Raw genomic sequence first — 18,407 nt, 5'->3', positions numbered from 1 at the left:
ACTCCGATTCTGTGGACATGGAACCCTAGGAAGTCCCATCATCCCAGCTCAGAGGGCATCCGCGTCTTCATGTCCAAGCCCTGGACCGGCTATTGCCCGGTGGATCGAGGCTTAGGGCTTGCCGGGAAATAACTTGCGTGCTCCGGGTCTTGACACCGCAGCTCAGGAGCGATGCTCGCCGACGAATTATTTATCGGCGAGCCCTTAGGAGCTGTCCGGCCCGTGATCACCGACAGGTGATCGACGGGACGCGGAAGTACTCGAGCTGCCGGACGTCCATGCGGCGATTCTCACTCGCCGCCTGGCCGCCCGGCGCGCGCAGGTCAGCGGTGCAGAAGGCGTCCGGCGGCGCGGCGCGGCTCCCGTCGTGGACGCCGTGCGGCAAGGATGACGGGTCATGACGATCGTGTTCCGGGTCCCTGCCGGCGGTGCGGAGCGGGTGGGGTTTGCCTATTCGCCGACGATGGAAGCCGTACTGAGTCTCCATGTGCTGGTGGAGCCCAAGCACCACCCCGTCCAGCACGGCTGGGTGCGTGCGATGCGCAAGCTGTCCCCGGCGCTGAAGCGGGAGATCGAGGCGTTCTCCTATGCGGTGCGCTCGTACTTCCCCGAGTTTCTCTTTCCGCAGCCGACCGGCCAACTGACGGACTTCGAGGACGAACTGGCCGGCTTGCGCGGGGCGGATCCGGAGCTGGTCCGCCTGGAGTTCGCCGTCCCCCTGCTCACGCCCTGGCCGGGCAGCGGCGAGGGCAGGGATCCGCACGTGCTGGACGAACCGGAGGTACGCCGCCTGTTGCGGGAGCGCCTCGCACGGGAAAGCGACGAAGCGATGGCCGCGATGCTCCTCGACGACCCCCGCGCGCTGCTCGAACGGTTCCTGAGCATGCTGGAGCGCTACTGGCGGGAGGCGTTCGAGGAGGAATGGGCACGGCTCGAACCCGAACTCGCCGCCGGCGTCAGCGAGGCCGGACACCAGATCGAGCAGCGCGGTCTGTACGGGATGCTCCGTGGCCTGTGGCCGGAGGTGCGCAGCGACCGGCAGGCCGAACGCTTCTGGCTGGAGCGACCGCACGACCACGAGGTCGCCATCGGCCCGGACGACACACTCGTGCTCGCCCCCAGCGCCTATGTGTGGCCGCACGTACGCGTCAACTGCGACGGTCCGTGGCCCCTCGGGCTCGTCTTCCCCGTCTCCTCGATCGTCCAGGAAGCCCGCCCGAGGATTCCACCGACCAGGCTCGTCGGCACACTCCGCGCGCTCGCCGACGACACCCGGCTGCGCGCCCTGCGACTGCTCGCCGAACGCCCGCGCAGCACCCAGGAGTTGGCCCCGCTCGTCGGCGTCAGCGAAGCCGCCCTGTCCAAGCACCTGCGGGTGCTGGCGGACGCGGGCCTGCTGGAGCGCCGCCGCGAGGGCTACTACGTCCTGTACCGGCTTGCGCCCGGACAGGTGGCGGGCCTGACCCCCAGCCTGGAAGGCTTCCTGCACGGCGACGGCGAGGCGACTGATTAGCCATCTGCCTAATAAGTGGATCAGACCCGCGCCGGGGCCGGACAGTGGCCGCATGTCACTGCTGAAGGACCGCAACTTCCTGCTTCTCTTCGCCGGCCAGGGCATCTCCCGCTTCGGCGACGGCCTGTACACCGCCGCGACCGCCTGGCTGGCCTGGTCACTGACGAAGGACCCTACGGCCGTTGCCCTGGTCAGCGTCTCCGCCTTCGCGCCCGCGTTCGTGGCCACCTTCGTCGCCGCCTCGTACGCCGACCGCCGCGACCGCCGGAAGCTGATGATCGCCACCGACCTGGCCCGGGTCGCCGTGGTGGCCGTGGCTTCGGTCCTGCTCTCCCTCAACCTGCTGAATCTGCCCCTGCTCGTGGCGACCACGGCGCTGCTAGCGCTGATTGGCGCCCCGTTCACCCCAGCCCGCAACGCCATCGTCACGCAGATCGTGCCGGACGACCGCCTCCAGCAGGCCAACGGGCTGCTGCAAGTCGCCTTCCGGGCCGCCTTCTTCGTCGGCCCGCTGATGCTCGTGCCGTTGCTGGCCTTCGGCTCGCTGCAGTCGGCGCTGGTGGTGAACGGACTCACCTTCCTTGGCTCGGCGGCCGCCGTGGCCGCCATCCGTGTGACCCGCCCCGCCCCGACCAGCGGTCAGATGGGGTTGTGGTCCGATCTCAGCGCCGGGCTCAGGGCAGTGCGGGCCGCTCCCGACGTACTCGTGGTCATCGTGACCTTCGTGCTCGCCCTCGCCCTGACCAACGGTTTCCTGACCGTCGGGCTTGTCGCGGTCGTGGGGCAGGGCGGCCAGTACGGTCTGTTGCTGGGCGTCGCCGGGGTCGCCGAAGTGGTGGGCGCCCTGCTCCTGGCCGGCCTGCGCATCCGCAGACTCGCACTGGCCGCCGTGCTGGCGTGGGCCCTGCTCGGGATCTTCCGGGCTCCACTGGGAACGGTCACCTCCCATGCTGTGGCGGCCGTTCTCCTGACCGCTACGGGGCTGGCCTCGGCCCTCACGGACATTCCCTTGATCGCGCTGGTGCAGCAGCGCATACCGAGCCATCATCTGGCGAAGGCGCTTGGCCTGTGGGAGGCCGGGGTGGCAGGAGCCCTGGCGATCTCCCCCTTTGTGGCCTCGACCGCCATCACCCTCGCCGGAGTCGAGAACGCATTCCTGCTCTCGGGGGCCGCCGTTGTCGTCCTGGCCGTGACCGCCACGCTCGCCCTCGCATGCGTCGGCGCACGGCAGCCCGGTCAGGAGCCCTTCGTCACGGCCGACGGCACGGCAAGCGTCGCGGCGCCGGAAGAGACAGCGGTGATCACGGTCAAACCGGAATGACTGCGCGGATCAGCTCAGGACGCTGAGTAGGTGGCACTGGCCAGTTCGAACGCGAGACAACCGATCACCGGACTGACCCCGGTGCGCAGGATACGGGCCGCGTCATCGGGCACGAATCCCGGCTTCCACCGCTTGCCGGATCCGCTCCCGAGTGGCCTCGGAGAGCTTGTGAGGCTTGTGGAAGTAGTTCGACACCGAAGACTGCGACACCCGGGCGAGCTCGGCGACATCCCTGATGGTGACCTTGTTCAGGAGTCCTCCCGGGCATGTCCCTCAACTCACGCCGCAGCTCAGCGGCATGACCATGGTAGTCCCGGCGACTTCGGCGACCGCATGCCAAGAGAGACCGTCTCGCTTGGGGGGCAGAGCCATCATCGGCGAAGGGAACTCCGGCCCGGGGTGCTGGGCAGCGGCGTCGAACTCGAGGGCATGTGCTGGCTCGCCGGTCGCGAATGCTGCCTCATCTCAGGAACACCGACCAGCCTCTCCACCTGCCGCCTGCGCAAGCCCGCCCATTCGTGACGGCCGCGAGGGCCGGGCGAGGCGGCTTCCGTCAGACGCAAGTGCCCGGCAGCGACTCCTTCGTCGCAGGGCGCAGTGGCCGGGGAACCAGCCGCACCCCGGCATCGGCCGCATGCGCCTCGAACGGCCATCGGGCACCGTCGGCGACCAGCCACAAGACCACCGGACCCCGTGCCGTGATGTCCAGGAGCGCCTTGTACTTGCGCCAATGGTTCCGTCCGGCCGCAGCCTGTCCGTCCTCGCTCAGTCTCAGCAGCGATGCCAGGAGCCCGAGAAGCCCGTCAGGTCCGTGGATCCTGGCCTTGGCCTCCATGACCAGCGTCGGCACGCCGTCGGCCTCGACCACGGCATCGAACTCTCCCTGCTCGAAGCAGATGTCCGGCCCGGCGACATGGTGGACCGAGATCAGTTCGGCCGCGGCGGCCAGCTGGATCAGATACTCCAGGTTGACCGCCACGCCGGCGCCGTTCCGGCTGAACAGCGCGTACCGGCCCCCGGAGGGCTTGCGCCGGAAGGCCTGCGGCCTCACGAACCCGGCGGAGTCCACGTGCAGTATCCCGGCGTCCAGAGCTGCCAGGAATCCCGCGGCCTCGTCCGCCCCGAGTCCCCGCCGGGACTCTGCGAGGCGCGGGGAGAGAACGTCGCCCCGCACCGCGGCGAAACCGATCGCCCACGCCCGCAGGAGCGCGTCAAGCCGCTCCAGCGCGCCGGGAGCCCGGGCTTCCGCCGTCCCGGCGAGGTCATCGGACTGCTTGAGCATCTCCTGCCACCAGGCGTCCCCCAGAGCCTCCGAAACTCTCTCGGCATCCCCCACAGTCACCCCTCCCGCCCGTGGCGCGGCGCCTCGCGGCCCCCCACGACAAGGCGCCTTGCGGCCCGCACGACAAGAAGAGTACGGCCGGCGGCCGACCCCGGAAGCCCTGTCGCACGCCGACCTCGGAACTGCTGTCGAACGTCGACGCCGAAAGCCCTCTCGAACGCCGACCCCGGAAGCCCTGCCGAACAGGGAGTGGCGCGCGTGCCCGGCAGGACCGGCCGCCCGGGTGCGGTCAGGGCGCGGAGCGGTGTGCCGCGCGGTCAGCGGGGCCGCAGTTCGCCCGAGCCGCGCGGGATCAGGCGGGTGGGGATCTCCGTGGAGCGGGCGCGGGACCGGTCGCCGTCCAGCCGGGCCAGTGCCGTCGTCGCCGCCGCGGCGCCCATCGCCGCCGGGTCCTGGGCGACCACGGTGAGGGCGGGTTCCAGGGCCTCGGCGAGCGGGATGTCGTCGAAACCGACGAGCGCGACGTCCCTGCGGCCGGTCCGGGCGAGGCCCAGCACGGCCCCCATCGACGAGAAGTTGTTCGCCGCGAGCAGTGCGGTCGGCGGATCCGCGAGGGCCAGCAGACGCTCGGTCGCGTCGGCGGCGTCCTGCACGTCCTGGCCGCCCACCACCAGCGCCTTGTCGTAGCGCAGACCGGCCTCCGCGAGGGCGTCACGGTAGCCCTGCAGACGCATCCGGCGGGTGTAGGGGGCGGCGGGGGCGGCTCCGACGAAGCCGATCCTGCGGTGGCCGTGCCGGATCAGGTGCGCGGTGCCCTCGCCCGCGCCCCTCCGGTTGGAACTGAGCACGCTGTCCGCGGTCAGGGCCGTTCCGGGGCGGTCCAGGAAGACCACCGGCAGCCCGGCTGAGCGTTCGGCCTTGAGGTAGCCGTGGTCGGCCTTCGGGGTCGGCGCCATCAGCAGGGCGCTGACGCGGCGGGCCAGGAACGTGCCGACCAGGGAGCGTTCCCGGTCGGCGTCCTGGGCCGACGAACCGACGAGCAGGGTGAGGCCCCGGCCGTGGGTGACCGACTCGATCCCGCTCACCACCGTGGCGAAGAACGGGTTGCTCATGTCCGGCACGATCAGCCCGATGGCCGTGTCGCTCATACCCAGCCGCATATGACGGGCCATCAGATTGGGGCGGAACCCGAGTCGCTTGACGGCCTCCAGCACCCGCTCACGGGTCTCGGCGGAGACCGGACCGTCCTCGTTGAGCACCCGCGACACCGTCTTGGCGCTGACGCCGACCTCCTGCGCCACATCGCTGAGCGTGGGACGGCGGGCCACAGGCATGGTCAATATCCCCTCGGTCGTCGTGGCGCGGGCGGGCTCCTCGAACCCACGTCACGCCACCCTCGGCATGTCAGCTGTCCACCGGTGCTGTCAGCTGTCCACGAGGCCGACCGCCTCCGCGGCCCCCTCGTCTGCGACGACAGTACCTGGGCCGCCGGCCTGCACCGGGAGTGCACCCTTGCGGGGTGGTGCGGCGGCCCGGGAGGACGGGCGGTCGTGCACGGGCTGAGCTCCGCCGTACTCATTTCGGTTCGTGTTTCGTGGCTGAGGTGTGGGTCGGCGGAGCGCAGGTCTGGCTGGGGATGTGGCACGTGCTGCATGGCCGAGGCGGAGGAGGCCGGCGGGGTGCGGGCGCGACGGGGATGGCGGCCCGTGCCCCTTCATGGCTGAGGCGGGGGCCGCCAGGCCAAGGGTGTGTTCCTGCGACGACGTGCCGATCGCGAGTCGCCGCGTCACTCCGCGCGCACGGGTGCGCTGCTCTCCCGCACCACAAGTTCCGTGGCCACCTCCACCCGGGTCGTCTCCGGCTGTTCCCCGGCCAGCAGCCGCAGCACCATCCGCGCCGCCAGCGCGGTCATGTCCGCCAGGGGGGTGCGGACCGTCGTCAGCCGCGGGGTCACCCAGTCCGCGAACGGCAGGTCGTCGAAGCCGACCACGCTGACGTCGGCCGGGATCCGCAGACCGAGTTCCGCCGCCGCCCGGTAGGTGCCCAGCGCCTGGTGGTCGCTGCCCGCGAAGACCGCCGTCGGGCGCTCGGGCAACGCCAGCAGTTCCAGGGCGTGCCGGTGCGCCAGGCCGTGGGTGAAGTCGCCGTAGCGGACGAGGGCCGGGTCGAAGGGGAGTCCGGCCTCGGCCAGCGCCGAGCGATAGCCGTCGACCCGCGCCCGTGAGGTGAGGCGGCGTTCCGGGCCGCTGATGATCGCGATCCGGCGGTGGCCCAGTTCGATGAGGTGGCGAGTGGCGGCGAGGCCGCCGGGCCAGTTGGTGGCCCCCACCCACGGCGTCCCCGGCGCGGGCTCGTCGATCGGCGCCACCAGCGCGTACGGGATACCGAGCCGGCCGAGCTCCTCGTGCTGCTCAGGCGTCAGTTCGGGCACGACGAGGATCGCACCGCGCGTGGAGCGGGTGGCCAGCGAGTCCAGCCACTGCCGGGCGCGCCGGGTCCGGCCGTGCGTGGCCGAGACCACCAGTCCCATGCCGGCCTCGTGCAGCACGTCCTCCGCGCCCCGGATCAGTTCCACCGCCCAGGGGCTGTCGAGTTCGTTGATGACGAAGTCGATCAGCCCGCCGGGCGGGGCCGCGGTGGCCGTCGGACGGTGCTTCGCAAGGTAGCCGTGCTGTTCCAGCAGGCGCTGCACCTTCGCCCGCGTTTCCGCCGATACATCGGATCTGTCGTGCAGCACCTTGGAGACGGTGGAGACAGAAACTCCAGCCTGCCCGGCAATTTCGGCAAGAGTGCGCCGCCTTCCCGAACCGGATCCTGTCCGAACCGTTGACGTCATCGGATGAATCTCCTACGTTTCCGGGGCGGTCGCAAGTTGCGAAATGTATCGCAAACCACTGTCGCAACCGACTATCGCAACCGAGCTCCCCGGGAGTAAAGGGTGGTCCCTCGATGAAGAGATGGCGCGCCGCTTACCTGGCCGCCGTCGCGGCGCTCGTGCTCTCCGGCTGCGGAGGCACCGGCGGCGGCAGCGGAAAGTCGGGCGACGGCAAGGGCGAGTTACTGGTCTGGGTGGACAACACCCGCACACCGGCGGCCCAGCAGTACAAGAAGGCACACCCCGATCAGAAGATCCGGGTCGTCACCATCCCGCCAGAGGCGGGCTACGTCCCCACCAAGGTCTCGCTCGCCAACCGCACCAAGAGCGGCTGGCCCGACGTCGTCTTCCTCACCAACCCCGCGGAGGCCGCCACGCTCGCGAGCGACAAGTTCGGCTACGCGGCCCCGCTCGACGACCTCGTACCGAAGTCCGTCCGTGACGGCTTCGCCCCCGGCTCCCTGGACACCTGCACCTTCGGCGGCAAGACGTACTGCCTGCGCAACGACATCGCCCCCACCGTGCTCTGGTACGACGCCTCGCTGATGAAGAAGTACGGCTACCAGGTCCCGAAGACCTGGGCCGAGTACCAGCAGACCGGGCTGAAGGCGGCCAAGGACCACCCCGGCACGATCGTGGGCGCGATCAACGGCAAGTACGGCGCCGGCACCTACTTCGGCAGCAGCGGCTGCCCCACCCGGGACACGCTCAGCCTCACAAAGGTCCACATCGACCTCACCCAGGCGAGCTGCACCCGGGTCGCCGGCCTGCTCCAGCCGATGGCCGAGGAGAAGGCCGTCACCACCGTCGTGCCCACCGACCCCGCCTTCGCCAAGCTCGGCGCGGACGACAAGATCCTGATGCTGCCGGGCCCCGCCTGGTTCGGCGACTTCATGTTCGGACCCGCCTTCAAGATCCCCAAGGGTCGGATCGCCGCCGCCCCCATGCCCACCTGGCCCGGCGAGACGAAGTCCTACGCGGGACAGGTCGGCGGCGGCGCCTTCCTCGTCTCGGCGCACGCCGGCGACCGCACCGAGGCGGCCGCGGACCTGGTGCGCTGGATGACCACCGACGTCAACCTCCAGGCGAAGCAACCCACTTACCCCGCCTTCACGGCAGCCGCGGAGAAATGGGGCGAGGCCAAGTCCGAGGACCCCTACTACGCCTCCGACCCGATGCCCGCGCTGAGCGAGGCCGCGAACGCGCTGCGCCCCGGCTTCGGCGCCGTCCGCTTCGAGGCCGACTGGCAGACCAGCTTCAACGACACCGTCGGCAAGGCGGCCGACTCCGGCGGAAACCTCGAGAAGGCACTGGCGAGTTGGCAGGAGAAGCTGGACGCGGCGGCCAAGACCGGCGAGTACACGGTCGAATGAGGACGCTGACCCCGACCCGCCCGCCCGCGGCCGAACCCGTGCCGCGGGCCCAGCCCCGCCGCCCCCGGCACAGGGGCCGCGGCGCCGCCGTCTGGTTCCTCGCCGGGCCGTACGCCGCCTTCCTCGCGGTCTTCGGGCTGGCACCCGCGGGATACGCCCTGTGGACGTCCTTCGTCCACGACGGCTCCTTCGCCGGCGGGCGCAACTGGACGGCCGTCCTCGACGACTACCGGCTCGGCGAGGCCGCCCAGAACGTCACCACCTACCTGCTGATCTGGCTGCCCGTCCTGCTGCTGACCGTCCTCTCGCTCGCGTTCACCCTGCATGCCCGCCCGGGCAGGGCGACGGGCGCGCTCCAGCTCGTCTACTACCTGCCGGGGGCGGTCACCGGCTCCGCGGCGGCCCTGCTGTGGCTGTTCATGGTCAGCCCGGACAGCAGCCCGTTCGGACCGCTGCTGAGGCTGCTGGACGTCGAGAACGCCACGGACGCGCTCTCCGGCGGCAGCCTGATCGCGGTCCTCGCCGTGATGGGCGTCGCCGTGCACGCGGGCGGCTGGATCGTCGTCCTGTACGGGGCGCTCAACGCGCTCCCCAAGGACGTCCTGGAGGCGGCCCAGGTCGACGGAGCCTCGGCCTGGCGGACCATGTGGCACATCAAACTGCCCATGGTCCGCACATACGTGGCCTTCGTGCTGATCTCCAGCTTCGCCTCCGGCAGCCAGGTCTTCGTCGAGCCGACCGTGCTGTCGACCGGCGCCCCCGGCCAGATCAGCCCCACCTGGTCCGTCAACCAGCTCGCCTACGTCTACGCCACCCAGGACGGCGACTTCGGCAAGGCCGCCGCGCTGTCGCTGGCCATGCTCGCGGTCGGACTGCTGGCCGCCTGGATCGTGATCGCCCGCACCCGTATGTACGCCACGGACCCGACGGAAGCCCGGTGAGCCAGGCCATGAACGCTGCCTCGCGCGGCGCCCGCGCCCTCTTCCTCCTCGGCGCCGCGCTCTTCTTCGGACTGCCGCTCCTCTGGCTGCTCCTCGCGCCCACCCGTACCGCCGGTGACCTGACCACCGGTTCACCCCTCGGCTTCGGTTCACTGGGCAACGCGGCTGACGCCTGGGCGCACCTGATGTCTTACAACGACGGCGAGATCACCCTGTGGATCGGCAACTCCGTCATCTACGCGGCCGCCAGTGTCGTCCTCGCCCTCCTGCTGTGCGTGCCCGCGGGCTACGCGCTCGCCAAACACGACTTCGCGGGCCGTCGCACCCTGCTCACCCTCTCGATCGTGACGATGATCCTCCCGCCGGCCGCGCTGGTGCTGCCCCTCTACCTCGAGATGTCGGCGGTGGGCCTCACGGGCACGGTGTGGGCGGTGATCCTGCCGCTGTCCTTCTACCCGTTCGGCGTCTACCTCGCGTTCCTGCACTTCCAGGCGAACCTGCCCGACAGCCTGCTGGACGCCGGACGTGTCGACGGGGCGAGCGAACTCAGGCTGTTCTGGTCGGTGGGCCTGCCACTGGCCCGTCCCGCGATCGCGCTGATCGCCTTCTTCGGGTTCGTGCGTTGCTGGACGGACTTCTTCCTGCCGTTCGTGATGCTCTCCGACGACCGCACGTTCACCCTCCAACTCGGGCTCATGTCCCTGCTGCAGTCCACCGGCGCCGTCAACAACTCCAGCGGCTTCGCCGACCTGGACATCCACCAGCCGGAGGCCGCGCTCGCCGGGCTGGTGGCCTGCGCGCCCCTGCTGATCGGTTTCGTACTGGCCCAGCGCTTCCTGCGCACCGGGCTGCTCGCCGGGTCGGAGAAGGGCTGACATGCGTTCACGTACGGAACTGGCCCGCCGGGTAGCGGAGTTGGTGGAGCCCTTGGTGCCCCGGTTCAGTGCCGGACGGGCCCGGGTGCGGCTGGGCGTGAACACCGCGATCCACGACGACACCGCAGCCGAACTGGAGTCCTTCGCCCGCCCGTTGTGGGGGCTCGCCCCGCTCGCCGCGGGCAAGGGGGCGGTACCGCACGCCGAGTTGTGGCTGCGAGGGCTCGCCCACGGCAGCGATCCCGCCCACCCCGAGTACTGGGGCGAACCCGGCGACCGTGACCAGCGCATCGTCGAGATGGCCGCGATCGGCTTCGCCCTGGCGCTCGCCCCCGAGCAGTGGTGGGACCCGCTGAGCGGACCCGAACGGGACCGGTTGGCACGGTGGCTGCTCAGTGCGCTGCCCCGTGAGACGGCCGACAACAACTGGCACTTCTTCCCGGTGCTGATCGGTCTCGGCCTGGACCGGGTGGGCGTGTCCCACGACCGTTCGCTGACCGCCGCGCGGCTGGCCCGGCTGGAGACCTTCCACCTCGGTGACGGCTGGTACGCGGACGGGCCCACCGAGCGGCGCGACTACTACGTGCCGTGGGCGATGCATTTCTACGGCCTGCTGTACGACACCCTCACCGGCGGGGACCGCTTCAGGGAGCGGGCGGCCCGGTTCGCCCTCGACTTCCGCCACTGGTTCGCCGACGACGGGGCCGCCGTCCCCTACGGCCGAAGCCTCACATACCGCTGGGCGCAGGCCGCCTTCTGGGGCGCCCTGCCCTTCGCGGGGGTGGGCGCCCTGCCCCTGGGCGTCGTCAAGGGCTTCCTGCTGCGGCATCTGCGCTGGTGGGAGGGGCGCCCGGTGACCGGCCCCGACGGGTTGCTGTCCCTCGGGTACGGCTACCCGCAGCCCGCGCTCGCCGAGCAGTACAACGCGCCCGGCTCGCCGTACTGGTCACTGAAGGCGTTCCTGCCGCTCGCCCTGCCGGAGGACCACGCGTTCTGGACCGCGCCCGAGGAACCGCCCCCTGCCGGGCTGCCCGCGGTCGCCGCGCAGCCGCACGCCGGGGCGGTACTGATGCGCGCGCACGGCGACGTCACCGTGCTCGCCGGGCGCCAGCACCACCCCTGGCTGCGGCACGGAGCCGAGAAGTACGCCAAGTTCGCCTACTCCACCCGCTTCGGCTTCAGCCTCCCGAGCGGCCCGCTGGGGCTCGCGCAGGGCGCGTACGACTCGATGCTGGCGCTGAGCGACGACGGCGGGGCCCACTACCGGGTGCGCGAGGAGCCGGCCGCCCCCGACACCGCGGCCGACACGGTCAGCAGCACCTGGCGGCCCTGGCCGGACGTCGAGATCACCACCTGGCTGACGGCCGCGCCCCCGTGGCACGTTCGCGTGCACCGCGTCCGGTCCGGGCGTGCGCTGCACACCGCCGAAGGCGCCTTCGCGGTCGACCGCGACGCGGGCGCGGCGGGCGCGGCCGGCACCGGGTACGCCCGGGCGTCGGCCCCGGCCGGCTTCACCGGCCTACGAGACCTCGACGGCCTGCGTGAGGGCGAGGTCATCGACTGCCTGCCCGGCACGAACGTCCTCGCACGGCGCACGGCCCTGCCCACGCTCATCGGTGAACTCCCACCAGGCGAGCACTGGTTGAGGTGCTCGGTACTGGGCGCCCCGGACGGCCCCGAAGCCGAGGCGGCTTGGCGGCAACCCCCCGACCCCCGGACATACCCCCCGGAACCCCCGATCACTGGAGACGGGACATGAGAACGAGAAGGCTCAGGTACCTATCCGTGCTGGCCGCCGTAACGGCGCTGCTGGCCCTCCCGGTGCCGGGACAGGCACAGGCGGCGGGCCCCGGCCGCACCTACCACGTCGCCACCTGGGGCGACGACGACGCCCGCGGCTCGGCGAACAGACCCCTGCGCACCATCGCCGACTGCCTCTCCCGCGTCCGCCCCGGCGACACCTGTCTCATCCGTCGCGGCACCTACCGTGAACAGCTCACCCCGCCCTCCGGAACCAAGGACGCCCCGATCACCATCGCGGCGTACGGGGACGGCCCGGTGACCGTCGACGGAACCGAGCGCGTGACCGGGTGGAAGGACGCGGGAGGCGGACTGGTCGCCGCCGACACCGAACTGCCCCCCGACCCCGACTTCAACGCCGTCTTCCTCGACAACGACCGTGCGCCGGAGGGGCGTTGGCCCAACTCCGGCCCGGATCCGCTGAACACCACCTGGGCCGAGGCCGACACCACCTCCACCGACCAGCACATCGACGACACCGACCTGCCCGACGCCGACTGGACCGGTGCCACCGTGCACCTGTGGGCGGGCTCCAACCCCTGGGCCCAGCAGACCGGAACGGTCACCGCGACCGCCTCCGGCAAGCTGGACTTCAAGGGCGGCAACTACCGCTGCCCCCCGCTGTGCATGGGCAACCAGAAGTACCGCAACTACTACCTGGTGGGCTCCAAGGCCGCGCTGGACCAGCCGGGGGAGTGGTACTACGACGAGTCCGCCTCCCGGCTGTACATGGTGCCCCCGAAGGGCGGCATGGGCGGACACACGGTGACCGCCAAGCACCGGCTGTGGGGCGTCGACCTCAGCAAGAGCTCGCACGTCACCGTGCGCGGACTGAACCTGTGGGGCACCTCCCTGCGAACCGGCAACGACAGCACGGGAGTCGTCGTCGACCGGCTGAGCGCACGGTACGTCTCGGAGTTCTCCACCCTCCCCATGCCGCCCGACAGCGATCTCGCGGTCCCGCCGTTCGAGGGCCACATCGTGGCCTCCCGGATCCTCGACTCCGGCGTGCAGATCCTCGGCACCGGCAACACCCTGCAGAACAGTGAGATCTCGCAGTCCGCCGGGAACGGGGTACTGCTGCGCGGCACCGGCAACACGGTCACCAACAACTACATCCACGACGTCGGCTGGATGGGCAGTTACACGCCCGGCATCGAGATCAACGGCAACGGTCACACCGTCACCCACAACACGATCCGGCGCACCGGCCGGGCGGCCATCGACACCGCGTGGCAGCTCAACGGCACCGAGTACCACGACAACCGCATCGCCCACAACGACATGTCCGAGGCGATGCGCACCTCCCGGGACGGCTCGCCCTTCTACGTCTGCTGCAGCCTGAACGGCTCCGGCAGCTCCATCGACCACAACACCTCGCACGACGCGGACGGCCAGGTCGGCTACTACGTCGACAACTACTCCGGCAACTTCCTGCTGCACCACAACGTCGCCTGGAACACCGGAGCCCGAGGCACTTTCTTCAATGGGCACACGGGCCCGAGCATCGCCAACCGGGACCACAACTCCAGCTACGGCGTGGGCATCGACGGGAACTCGGTGCGGCTGAGCGGCGCCACGGACGCCTCCGGCTCGTACATCAGCAACATCATCGGCCCGATGCCGATCAGCGTCAGCCAGACCGGCGACCCGCTGCCCGTGGTCCGCTCCAACCTGATCACCGACAAGCCCGGTTACACGGACGCCGTCAACGGCGAACTGTGGCTGACGCCCCGTTCGCCCGCCATCGACGCCGGCGAGTCCATCGACGGCATCACCACGGAGGTGCGGGGCAAGGCCCCCGACCAGGGCGCGTACGAGTACGGGGCGCCCATCTGGTCCAGCGGCTGCAATCTGCCGGGCTGTCAGCAGCGGGTGAGGCACGGCGACTGGACCGCCACCGCGAGCGATGGCACGGACGCCTCCGCCGTCACCGACGGGGACATCAACACCCGCTGGACGGCGGCCAGTGCACAGGCTCCCGGCCAGTACCTCACCGTCGACCTCGGGGAGGCCAAGACCTTCCGGCGGCTCTCCCTCGACGCCGGACGCGACACCAGCGGCCAGCCGTACGGCTTCTCGGTCTCGGTCAGCCGTGACGGCAAGAGCTTCGGCAAGCCGCTGGCGCGGGTCTCCGGCCGCTCCTTCACTCAGGACGCGGTTTTCGACCGGCAGACCACGGCCCGCTACATCAGGATCACGCTCACCGCGAGCGGACCCGTACCGTGGGTCGCCAACGACGTGCGCCTGTACGGTGACGGCCCCGACGCCGCGGCCACGCTCCAGGCCGAACTGGCCAATTCCGTCAAGGGAGTAGAGCGCGGCACGGCCGCCACCGGGCCCCTGGGCTCCGGTGACTGGGTGGCCTTCCGCGGGACGAACCTCGACGGCAACCGGCTCACCGTACGCACGTCCTCCGCCTGCGCCACGGGCTGCTCGCTGCAACTGCGCCTGGGCGCACCGGACGGACCCCTGGCGGGTGTGGTGTCCCTGCGGGGCGGGGACGACTGGCGGGAGCAGACGGTGACACTCGAACGCCGGGTCGCCGGAGTGCACGACCTCTATCTCGTGGCCCGCGGCGGACGTCAGGTCGCCGCACTGGACTGGCTGACGATCCGGTCCTGACCACGAGGCGCAGGGCACGGCCGGCCGGTCGGCGAGTGGAGACCGGCCGGTGAGCGGGCCGGACGGCGGGGCAGGGGATCCCGCCGCCCGGCCCGTCGTGCGCAACGCCCACCCCCGCCCGTCGTGCCGTAACCCTCGTCCGGGCCGTCTTGCAGCAACGCCCGCTCCGGGCCGTCGCGCCCTGACCGTCGTCCGGGCCGTCGTGCGGCAACGCCCGCTCCGCCCCCTCGTGCCGCAACGCCCGCCCCGGTCCTTCGTGTTCCCACTGCGTACCCCCGTCGGTCACACGGGCGCCACAAGGTCTTCCCCGGCATTCGGTGCGCTTGGAACACTCGTTTCGCGCAGGTACCACCCCGACCGGCACACCCCCGTCAGGACAAGAGGTCCACCACCGATGGCTGAAGTCAACCGGCGCCGCTTCCTCCAAGTAGCGGGCGCGACCACCGCGTTCAGCGCCCTGTCCGCCAGCATCCAGCGCGCCGCGGCGCTGCCCGCGAACCACCGATCGGGCACCATCGAGGACGTCGAGCACATCGTCGTCCTCATGCAGGAGAACCGCTCCTTCGACCACTACTTCGGCGCGCTCAGAGGCGTCCGCGGCTTCGGCGACCCCCACCCCGTCACCCTCGACAGCGGCAAGTCGGTGTGGCACCAGTCGGACGGCACCAAGGATCTGCTGCCCTTCCATCCGGACGCCGACGACCTCGGTATGCAGTTCCTGGAAGGTCTGCCGCACAGCTGGCCCGACGGGCAGGCCGCTTACAACGGCGGCAAGTACGACAAGTGGGTCCCGTCCAAGGGGACCACGACCATGGCCTACCTGACGCGCGAGGACATCCCGTTCCACTACGCGCTCGCCGACGCCTTCACCGTCTGCGACGCGTACTACTGCTCGTTCATCGGCTCCACCGACCCGAACCGCTACTACATGTGGACGGGGCACACCGGCAACGACGGTCAGGGCGGCGGGCCCGTCATGGGCAACGACGAACTGGGCTATGACTGGACCACCTACCCCGAGCGCCTCGAAAAGGCCGGGATCTCCTGGAAGATCTACCAGGACATCGGCGACGGCCTGGACGCGAAGGGCTCCTGGGGCTGGATCCAGGACGCCTACCGCGGCAACTACGGCGACAACTCGCTGCTGTACTTCAACAAGTACCGCAACGCGGTGCCGGGCGACCCGCTGTACGACAAGGCCCGCACCGGCACCGACGTCAAGAACGGCGACGGCTACTTCGACCGGCTGAAGGCGGACGTCAAGGCCGGGAAGCTGCCGCAGATCTCCTGGATCGCCTCCCCGGAGGCGTTCTCCGAGCACTCCAACTGGCCCACGAACTACGGCGCCTGGTACATCGCGCAGGTCCTGGACGCACTCACCTCCAACCCCGCCGTGTGGGCGAAGACCGCGTTGTTCATCACCTACGACGAGAACGACGGCTTCTTCGACCACCTCGTACCGCCGCTGCCGCCGCGATCACCCGCACACGGCAAGTCCACCGTGGACGTGAGCCTGGACCTCTTCCCCGGCAACTCGAAACTCGTCGCCGGCCCGTACGGCCTCGGCCCGCGGGTGCCGATGCTGGTCGTCTCGCCCTGGAGCAAGGGCGGTTACGTCTGCTCCGAGACCCTCGACCACACCTCGATCCTCCAGTTCATGGAGCGCCGCTTCGGGGTGCGCGAGCCCAACATCTCGCCGTGGCGGCGCACCGTCTGCGGCGACCTCACCGCCGCCTTCGACTTCTCCCGCAAGGACAGCCGGCCGGCCGCGCTGCCCGACACCGACGACTACGAGCCGCCGGACCGCGAACGCCACCCGGACTACCGCCCCACGGCGCCGGCCGACCCGAGCATGCCCCGGCAGGAGCGCGGTCTGCGCCCGGCGCGTCCGCTCAAGTACGCGCCGGTGGTGGACGGTTCACCGGCCACGGAGGCCGGCAGCTTCAAGCTCACCTTCGCCTCCGGCGCCAAGGCCGGCGCCTCCTTCCTCGTCACCGCCCGGGGCCGTACCGACGGTCCCTGGACGTACACCACCGGGGCCGGAAAGAGCCTCTCGGACACCTGGAACACCGCGAACTCGGGCGGCGTGTACGACCTGACCGTGCACGGCCCCAACGGCTTCCTGCGCGCCTTCAAGGGAAGGGGCAACAAGCCCGGTCCCGAGGTGACGCTGCGTCAGCGCGGCGACGACGTGGAGCTCACGTTCACCAACAAGGGCCGCGCGACGGTCAGGTTGAAGGTCGTCAGCGGCTACGACGCACGGACCCGCACGGTCACCGTGCGGCCGGGCGCGACCGTGCGGCAGACGGTGTCGCTGCACTCCAGCAGGCGCTGGTACGACCTGACCGTCACCTCCGAGACGGACACCGTGTTCCTGCGCCGGTTCGCCGGGCACGTCGAGAACGGCCGACCGGGGGTGAGTGACCCGGCGTTCGCCACCGGTTGACGTCACCCCGATTCGCGGGCCGGCGGTCTTACGTCCTGCAGATCCACTTCCAGCTGCCGGAGCCGCTGATCAGCATGATCGTGGCCACGGCGTCGGCCGTCGACACCGCACTCAAGCAGGACAACCGCGGGCTCGGACGAGGCGCTCCGGCGCGGCCCCTTCAGGCCGCGCCGGTCAACCCGCCCGCACAGAAGGCCCCAGGGCCTGTTCCGAGTTGGCCCGCGGCGTCGCGGCGTTCGGCACGCACACGCGCCGCACCGGCCAAACGCCCGAGTAGCTCCGCCACTAGGGCATTCGTCCGGCACGCCGATCGCACGCACCGAACGCCGCTCCTTCTCCCACGGGCCAACTCAGAACAGGCCCTAGACGAGCCCTAGACGTCCTGGCCGCTGCCGCCGCCCGAGGCCGCCTTGATGCCCTTGGTGATCTCGTCCATGACGGCCACCTTCGGGGCCTTGCTGTTGACGTCGATGCCGAAACGGACGACGACGAGCATGTCCTTCTTCAACGGCGACGGAAAGGCGAGCGACTCCACGTAGCCGTCGTCGCCCTTCTCCGTTATCACCTTCCAGCGGACCATGTACCCCTTCTGCCCGGCCACGGTGACCGCCTTGGAGGCCAGTTCCTCGTGCGAGGTGATCTTGCCGTAGGTGTCTCCGCCGTAGGACTGCTCGGCGTTGCTCGCGATGTCCTGCTTGGCGGCAGCCTCGGCCGTGGTCGCCTTCAGGCCCAGGGCCACGGCGGGCAGGGAGTTGGCGCCGCCCCGCACACAGGACTTCGAGGTGTCCCCCGGGCACTGGTACTCGCCCGTCGACACGCCCGCGCCGATTGTGTCGGAGATACCGCGCCAGCCGTCGAGCACCGGCATGCTGATGCCGCTCGCGGCGTCCGTGGCGACGCCGCCCTCGGTGGGCGTCGGCGCCGGGCTCGCGCTGCCGCCACCGTCGGGTCCGCCCCGACCGCCCCCGTCGCCCGGTCCGTCCTGGCCCCCGGGAGGTGAGAAACCGGGCCCGGGCTGCTGTGCGTTCGTACGTCCCGAACCGCCGGAGCCGTCGTCCGCGGTGAGGGCGTACACGCCGCCGCCGATGCCCGCGAGCACCAGGATCGTGGCGGTGACCGCGATGCCCGTGCGCAGGCCGCGGCGCGGCTGCGGCGCCGTTCCCACCGCCGGCGGGTAGCCCGGAGGGTAGGCCGGCGGGCCCCAGGCGGCGGCCCCCACCGGGCGGGTCTGCTGCGTCCATGCCTTGCCGTCCCACCAGCGCTCGGTGGGAGGGCCGTCACTCGTCTGCCCCGGGTCGGGGTACCAGCCCGGTGGAGTCTCCTGCGTCATGCCCTCCACCGTATGAGGTGTCCGTG

The 18,407-nt window shown here is 70.9% G+C and carries 13 protein-coding genes and 1 pseudogene; 9 read left to right on the top strand and 5 right to left on the bottom strand.

The window, feature by feature from the left end:
- Nucleotides 1-397: 397 nt before the first annotated feature.
- Complete coding sequence (locus tag EF387_RS42850; protein ID WP_128382017.1) at nt 398-1,513, top strand: ArsR/SmtB family transcription factor; 1,116 nt, start codon at nt 398-400, stop codon at nt 1,511-1,513.
- Between the two features lie 52 nt (nt 1,514-1,565).
- Complete coding sequence (locus EF387_RS42845; RefSeq protein WP_128382016.1) at nt 1,566-2,834, top strand: MFS transporter; 1,269 nt, start codon at nt 1,566-1,568, stop codon at nt 2,832-2,834.
- Nucleotides 2,835-2,936: 102 nt separating this feature from the next.
- Here the strand turns inward: EF387_RS42845 and EF387_RS49065 are convergent, their stop codons facing one another.
- From EF387_RS49065 to EF387_RS42825, 4 genes are all read right to left on the bottom strand, one after another.
- Nucleotides 2,937-3,029, bottom strand: coding sequence for a hypothetical protein (locus EF387_RS49065; RefSeq protein ID WP_238432026.1), 93 nt, complete (start codon nt 3,027-3,029; stop codon nt 2,937-2,939).
- A 358-nt stretch (nt 3,030-3,387) separates the two neighbouring features.
- Nucleotides 3,388-4,116 carry a hypothetical protein gene (locus EF387_RS42835; RefSeq protein ID WP_128382015.1) on the bottom strand — a complete coding sequence of 243 codons (729 nt, stop codon included), beginning with the start codon at nt 4,114-4,116 and terminating at the stop codon, nt 3,388-3,390.
- A 317-nt stretch (nt 4,117-4,433) separates the two neighbouring features.
- Nucleotides 4,434-5,450, bottom strand: coding sequence for a LacI family DNA-binding transcriptional regulator (locus EF387_RS42830; protein ID WP_128382014.1), 1,017 nt, complete (start codon nt 5,448-5,450; stop codon nt 4,434-4,436).
- Between the two features lie 452 nt (nt 5,451-5,902).
- A complete protein-coding gene (locus EF387_RS42825; protein WP_128382013.1) occupies nt 5,903-6,952 on the bottom strand; it encodes a LacI family DNA-binding transcriptional regulator in 1,050 nt (349 codons plus the stop codon).
- Between the two features lie 113 nt (nt 6,953-7,065).
- Between EF387_RS42825 and EF387_RS42820 the strand changes: the two genes are divergently transcribed.
- The 7 genes and pseudogenes from EF387_RS42820 to EF387_RS49060 all read left to right on the top strand — a co-directional run.
- Nucleotides 7,066-8,364 carry an extracellular solute-binding protein gene (locus EF387_RS42820; protein ID WP_128382012.1) on the top strand — a complete coding sequence of 433 codons (1,299 nt, stop codon included), beginning with the start codon at nt 7,066-7,068 and terminating at the stop codon, nt 8,362-8,364.
- Nucleotides 8,361-9,305 (top strand): carbohydrate ABC transporter permease, encoded by a 945-nt coding sequence (locus EF387_RS42815; protein WP_128382011.1) that lies wholly within the window; start codon nt 8,361-8,363, stop codon nt 9,303-9,305. Before EF387_RS42820 ends, EF387_RS42815 begins: the two co-directional genes overlap by 4 nt.
- 8 nt (nt 9,306-9,313) lie before the next feature.
- Complete coding sequence (locus EF387_RS42810) at nt 9,314-10,180, top strand: carbohydrate ABC transporter permease (RefSeq protein WP_128382010.1); 867 nt, start codon at nt 9,314-9,316, stop codon at nt 10,178-10,180.
- Nucleotide 10,181: 1 nt separating this feature from the next.
- On the top strand, nt 10,182-11,939 hold the full coding sequence (locus EF387_RS42805) for a DUF2264 domain-containing protein (RefSeq protein ID WP_128382009.1): 1,758 nt from the start codon (nt 10,182-10,184) through the stop codon (nt 11,937-11,939).
- Nucleotides 11,940-11,965: 26 nt separating this feature from the next.
- The gene (locus EF387_RS42800) at nt 11,966-14,605 is read left to right on the top strand and encodes a discoidin domain-containing protein (RefSeq protein ID WP_238432025.1); all 2,640 of its coding nucleotides are present in this window, start codon (nt 11,966-11,968) and stop codon (nt 14,603-14,605) included.
- A 394-nt stretch (nt 14,606-14,999) separates the two neighbouring features.
- Nucleotides 15,000-17,051, top strand: coding sequence for a phosphocholine-specific phospholipase C (locus EF387_RS42795; RefSeq protein WP_128382007.1), 2,052 nt, complete (start codon nt 15,000-15,002; stop codon nt 17,049-17,051).
- Between the two features lie 26 nt (nt 17,052-17,077).
- A pseudogene (locus EF387_RS49060) lies at nt 17,078-17,188 on the top strand (phospholipid scramblase-related protein); the annotation flags it as partial.
- Nucleotides 17,189-17,424: 236 nt separating this feature from the next.
- On the opposite strand, the gene EF387_RS42785 reads toward EF387_RS49060, so the two are convergent.
- Entirely contained in the window at nt 17,425-18,381 is a 957-nt protein-coding gene (locus tag EF387_RS42785; RefSeq protein ID WP_128382006.1) for a DUF2510 domain-containing protein, read from the bottom strand.
- Between the last annotated feature and the right edge of the window lie 26 nt (nt 18,382-18,407).

The sequence above is a fragment of the Streptomyces cavernae genome (genome assembly GCF_004023625.1).
In the GTDB taxonomy this organism is placed as follows: Bacteria; Actinomycetota; Actinomycetes; order Streptomycetales; family Streptomycetaceae; genus Streptomyces; species Streptomyces cavernae.
Note: the sequence above shows the minus strand (reverse complement) of the source record. Positions and strands in the feature narration are given on the sequence as shown.

Coding starts and splice junctions, on each gene's coding strand:
- EF387_RS42850 (WP_128382017.1), top strand. CDS start 398: ATGACGATCGTGTTCCGGGTCCCTGCCGGCGGTGCGGAGCGGGTGGGG.
- EF387_RS42845 (WP_128382016.1), top strand. CDS start 1,566: ATGTCACTGCTGAAGGACCGCAACTTCCTGCTTCTCTTCGCCGGCCAG.
- EF387_RS42835 (WP_128382015.1), bottom strand. CDS start 4,116: ATGCTCAAGCAGTCCGATGACCTCGCCGGGACGGCGGAAGCCCGGGCT.
- EF387_RS42830 (WP_128382014.1), bottom strand. CDS start 5,450: ATGCCTGTGGCCCGCCGTCCCACGCTCAGCGATGTGGCGCAGGAGGTC.
- EF387_RS42825 (WP_128382013.1), bottom strand. CDS start 6,952: ATGACGTCAACGGTTCGGACAGGATCCGGTTCGGGAAGGCGGCGCACT.
- EF387_RS42820 (WP_128382012.1), top strand. CDS start 7,066: ATGAAGAGATGGCGCGCCGCTTACCTGGCCGCCGTCGCGGCGCTCGTG.
- EF387_RS42815 (WP_128382011.1), top strand. CDS start 8,361: ATGAGGACGCTGACCCCGACCCGCCCGCCCGCGGCCGAACCCGTGCCG.
- EF387_RS42810 (WP_128382010.1), top strand. CDS start 9,314: ATGAACGCTGCCTCGCGCGGCGCCCGCGCCCTCTTCCTCCTCGGCGCC.
- EF387_RS42805 (WP_128382009.1), top strand. CDS start 10,182: ATGCGTTCACGTACGGAACTGGCCCGCCGGGTAGCGGAGTTGGTGGAG.
- EF387_RS42795 (WP_128382007.1), top strand. CDS start 15,000: ATGGCTGAAGTCAACCGGCGCCGCTTCCTCCAAGTAGCGGGCGCGACC.
- EF387_RS42785 (WP_128382006.1), bottom strand. CDS start 18,381: ATGACGCAGGAGACTCCACCGGGCTGGTACCCCGACCCGGGGCAGACG.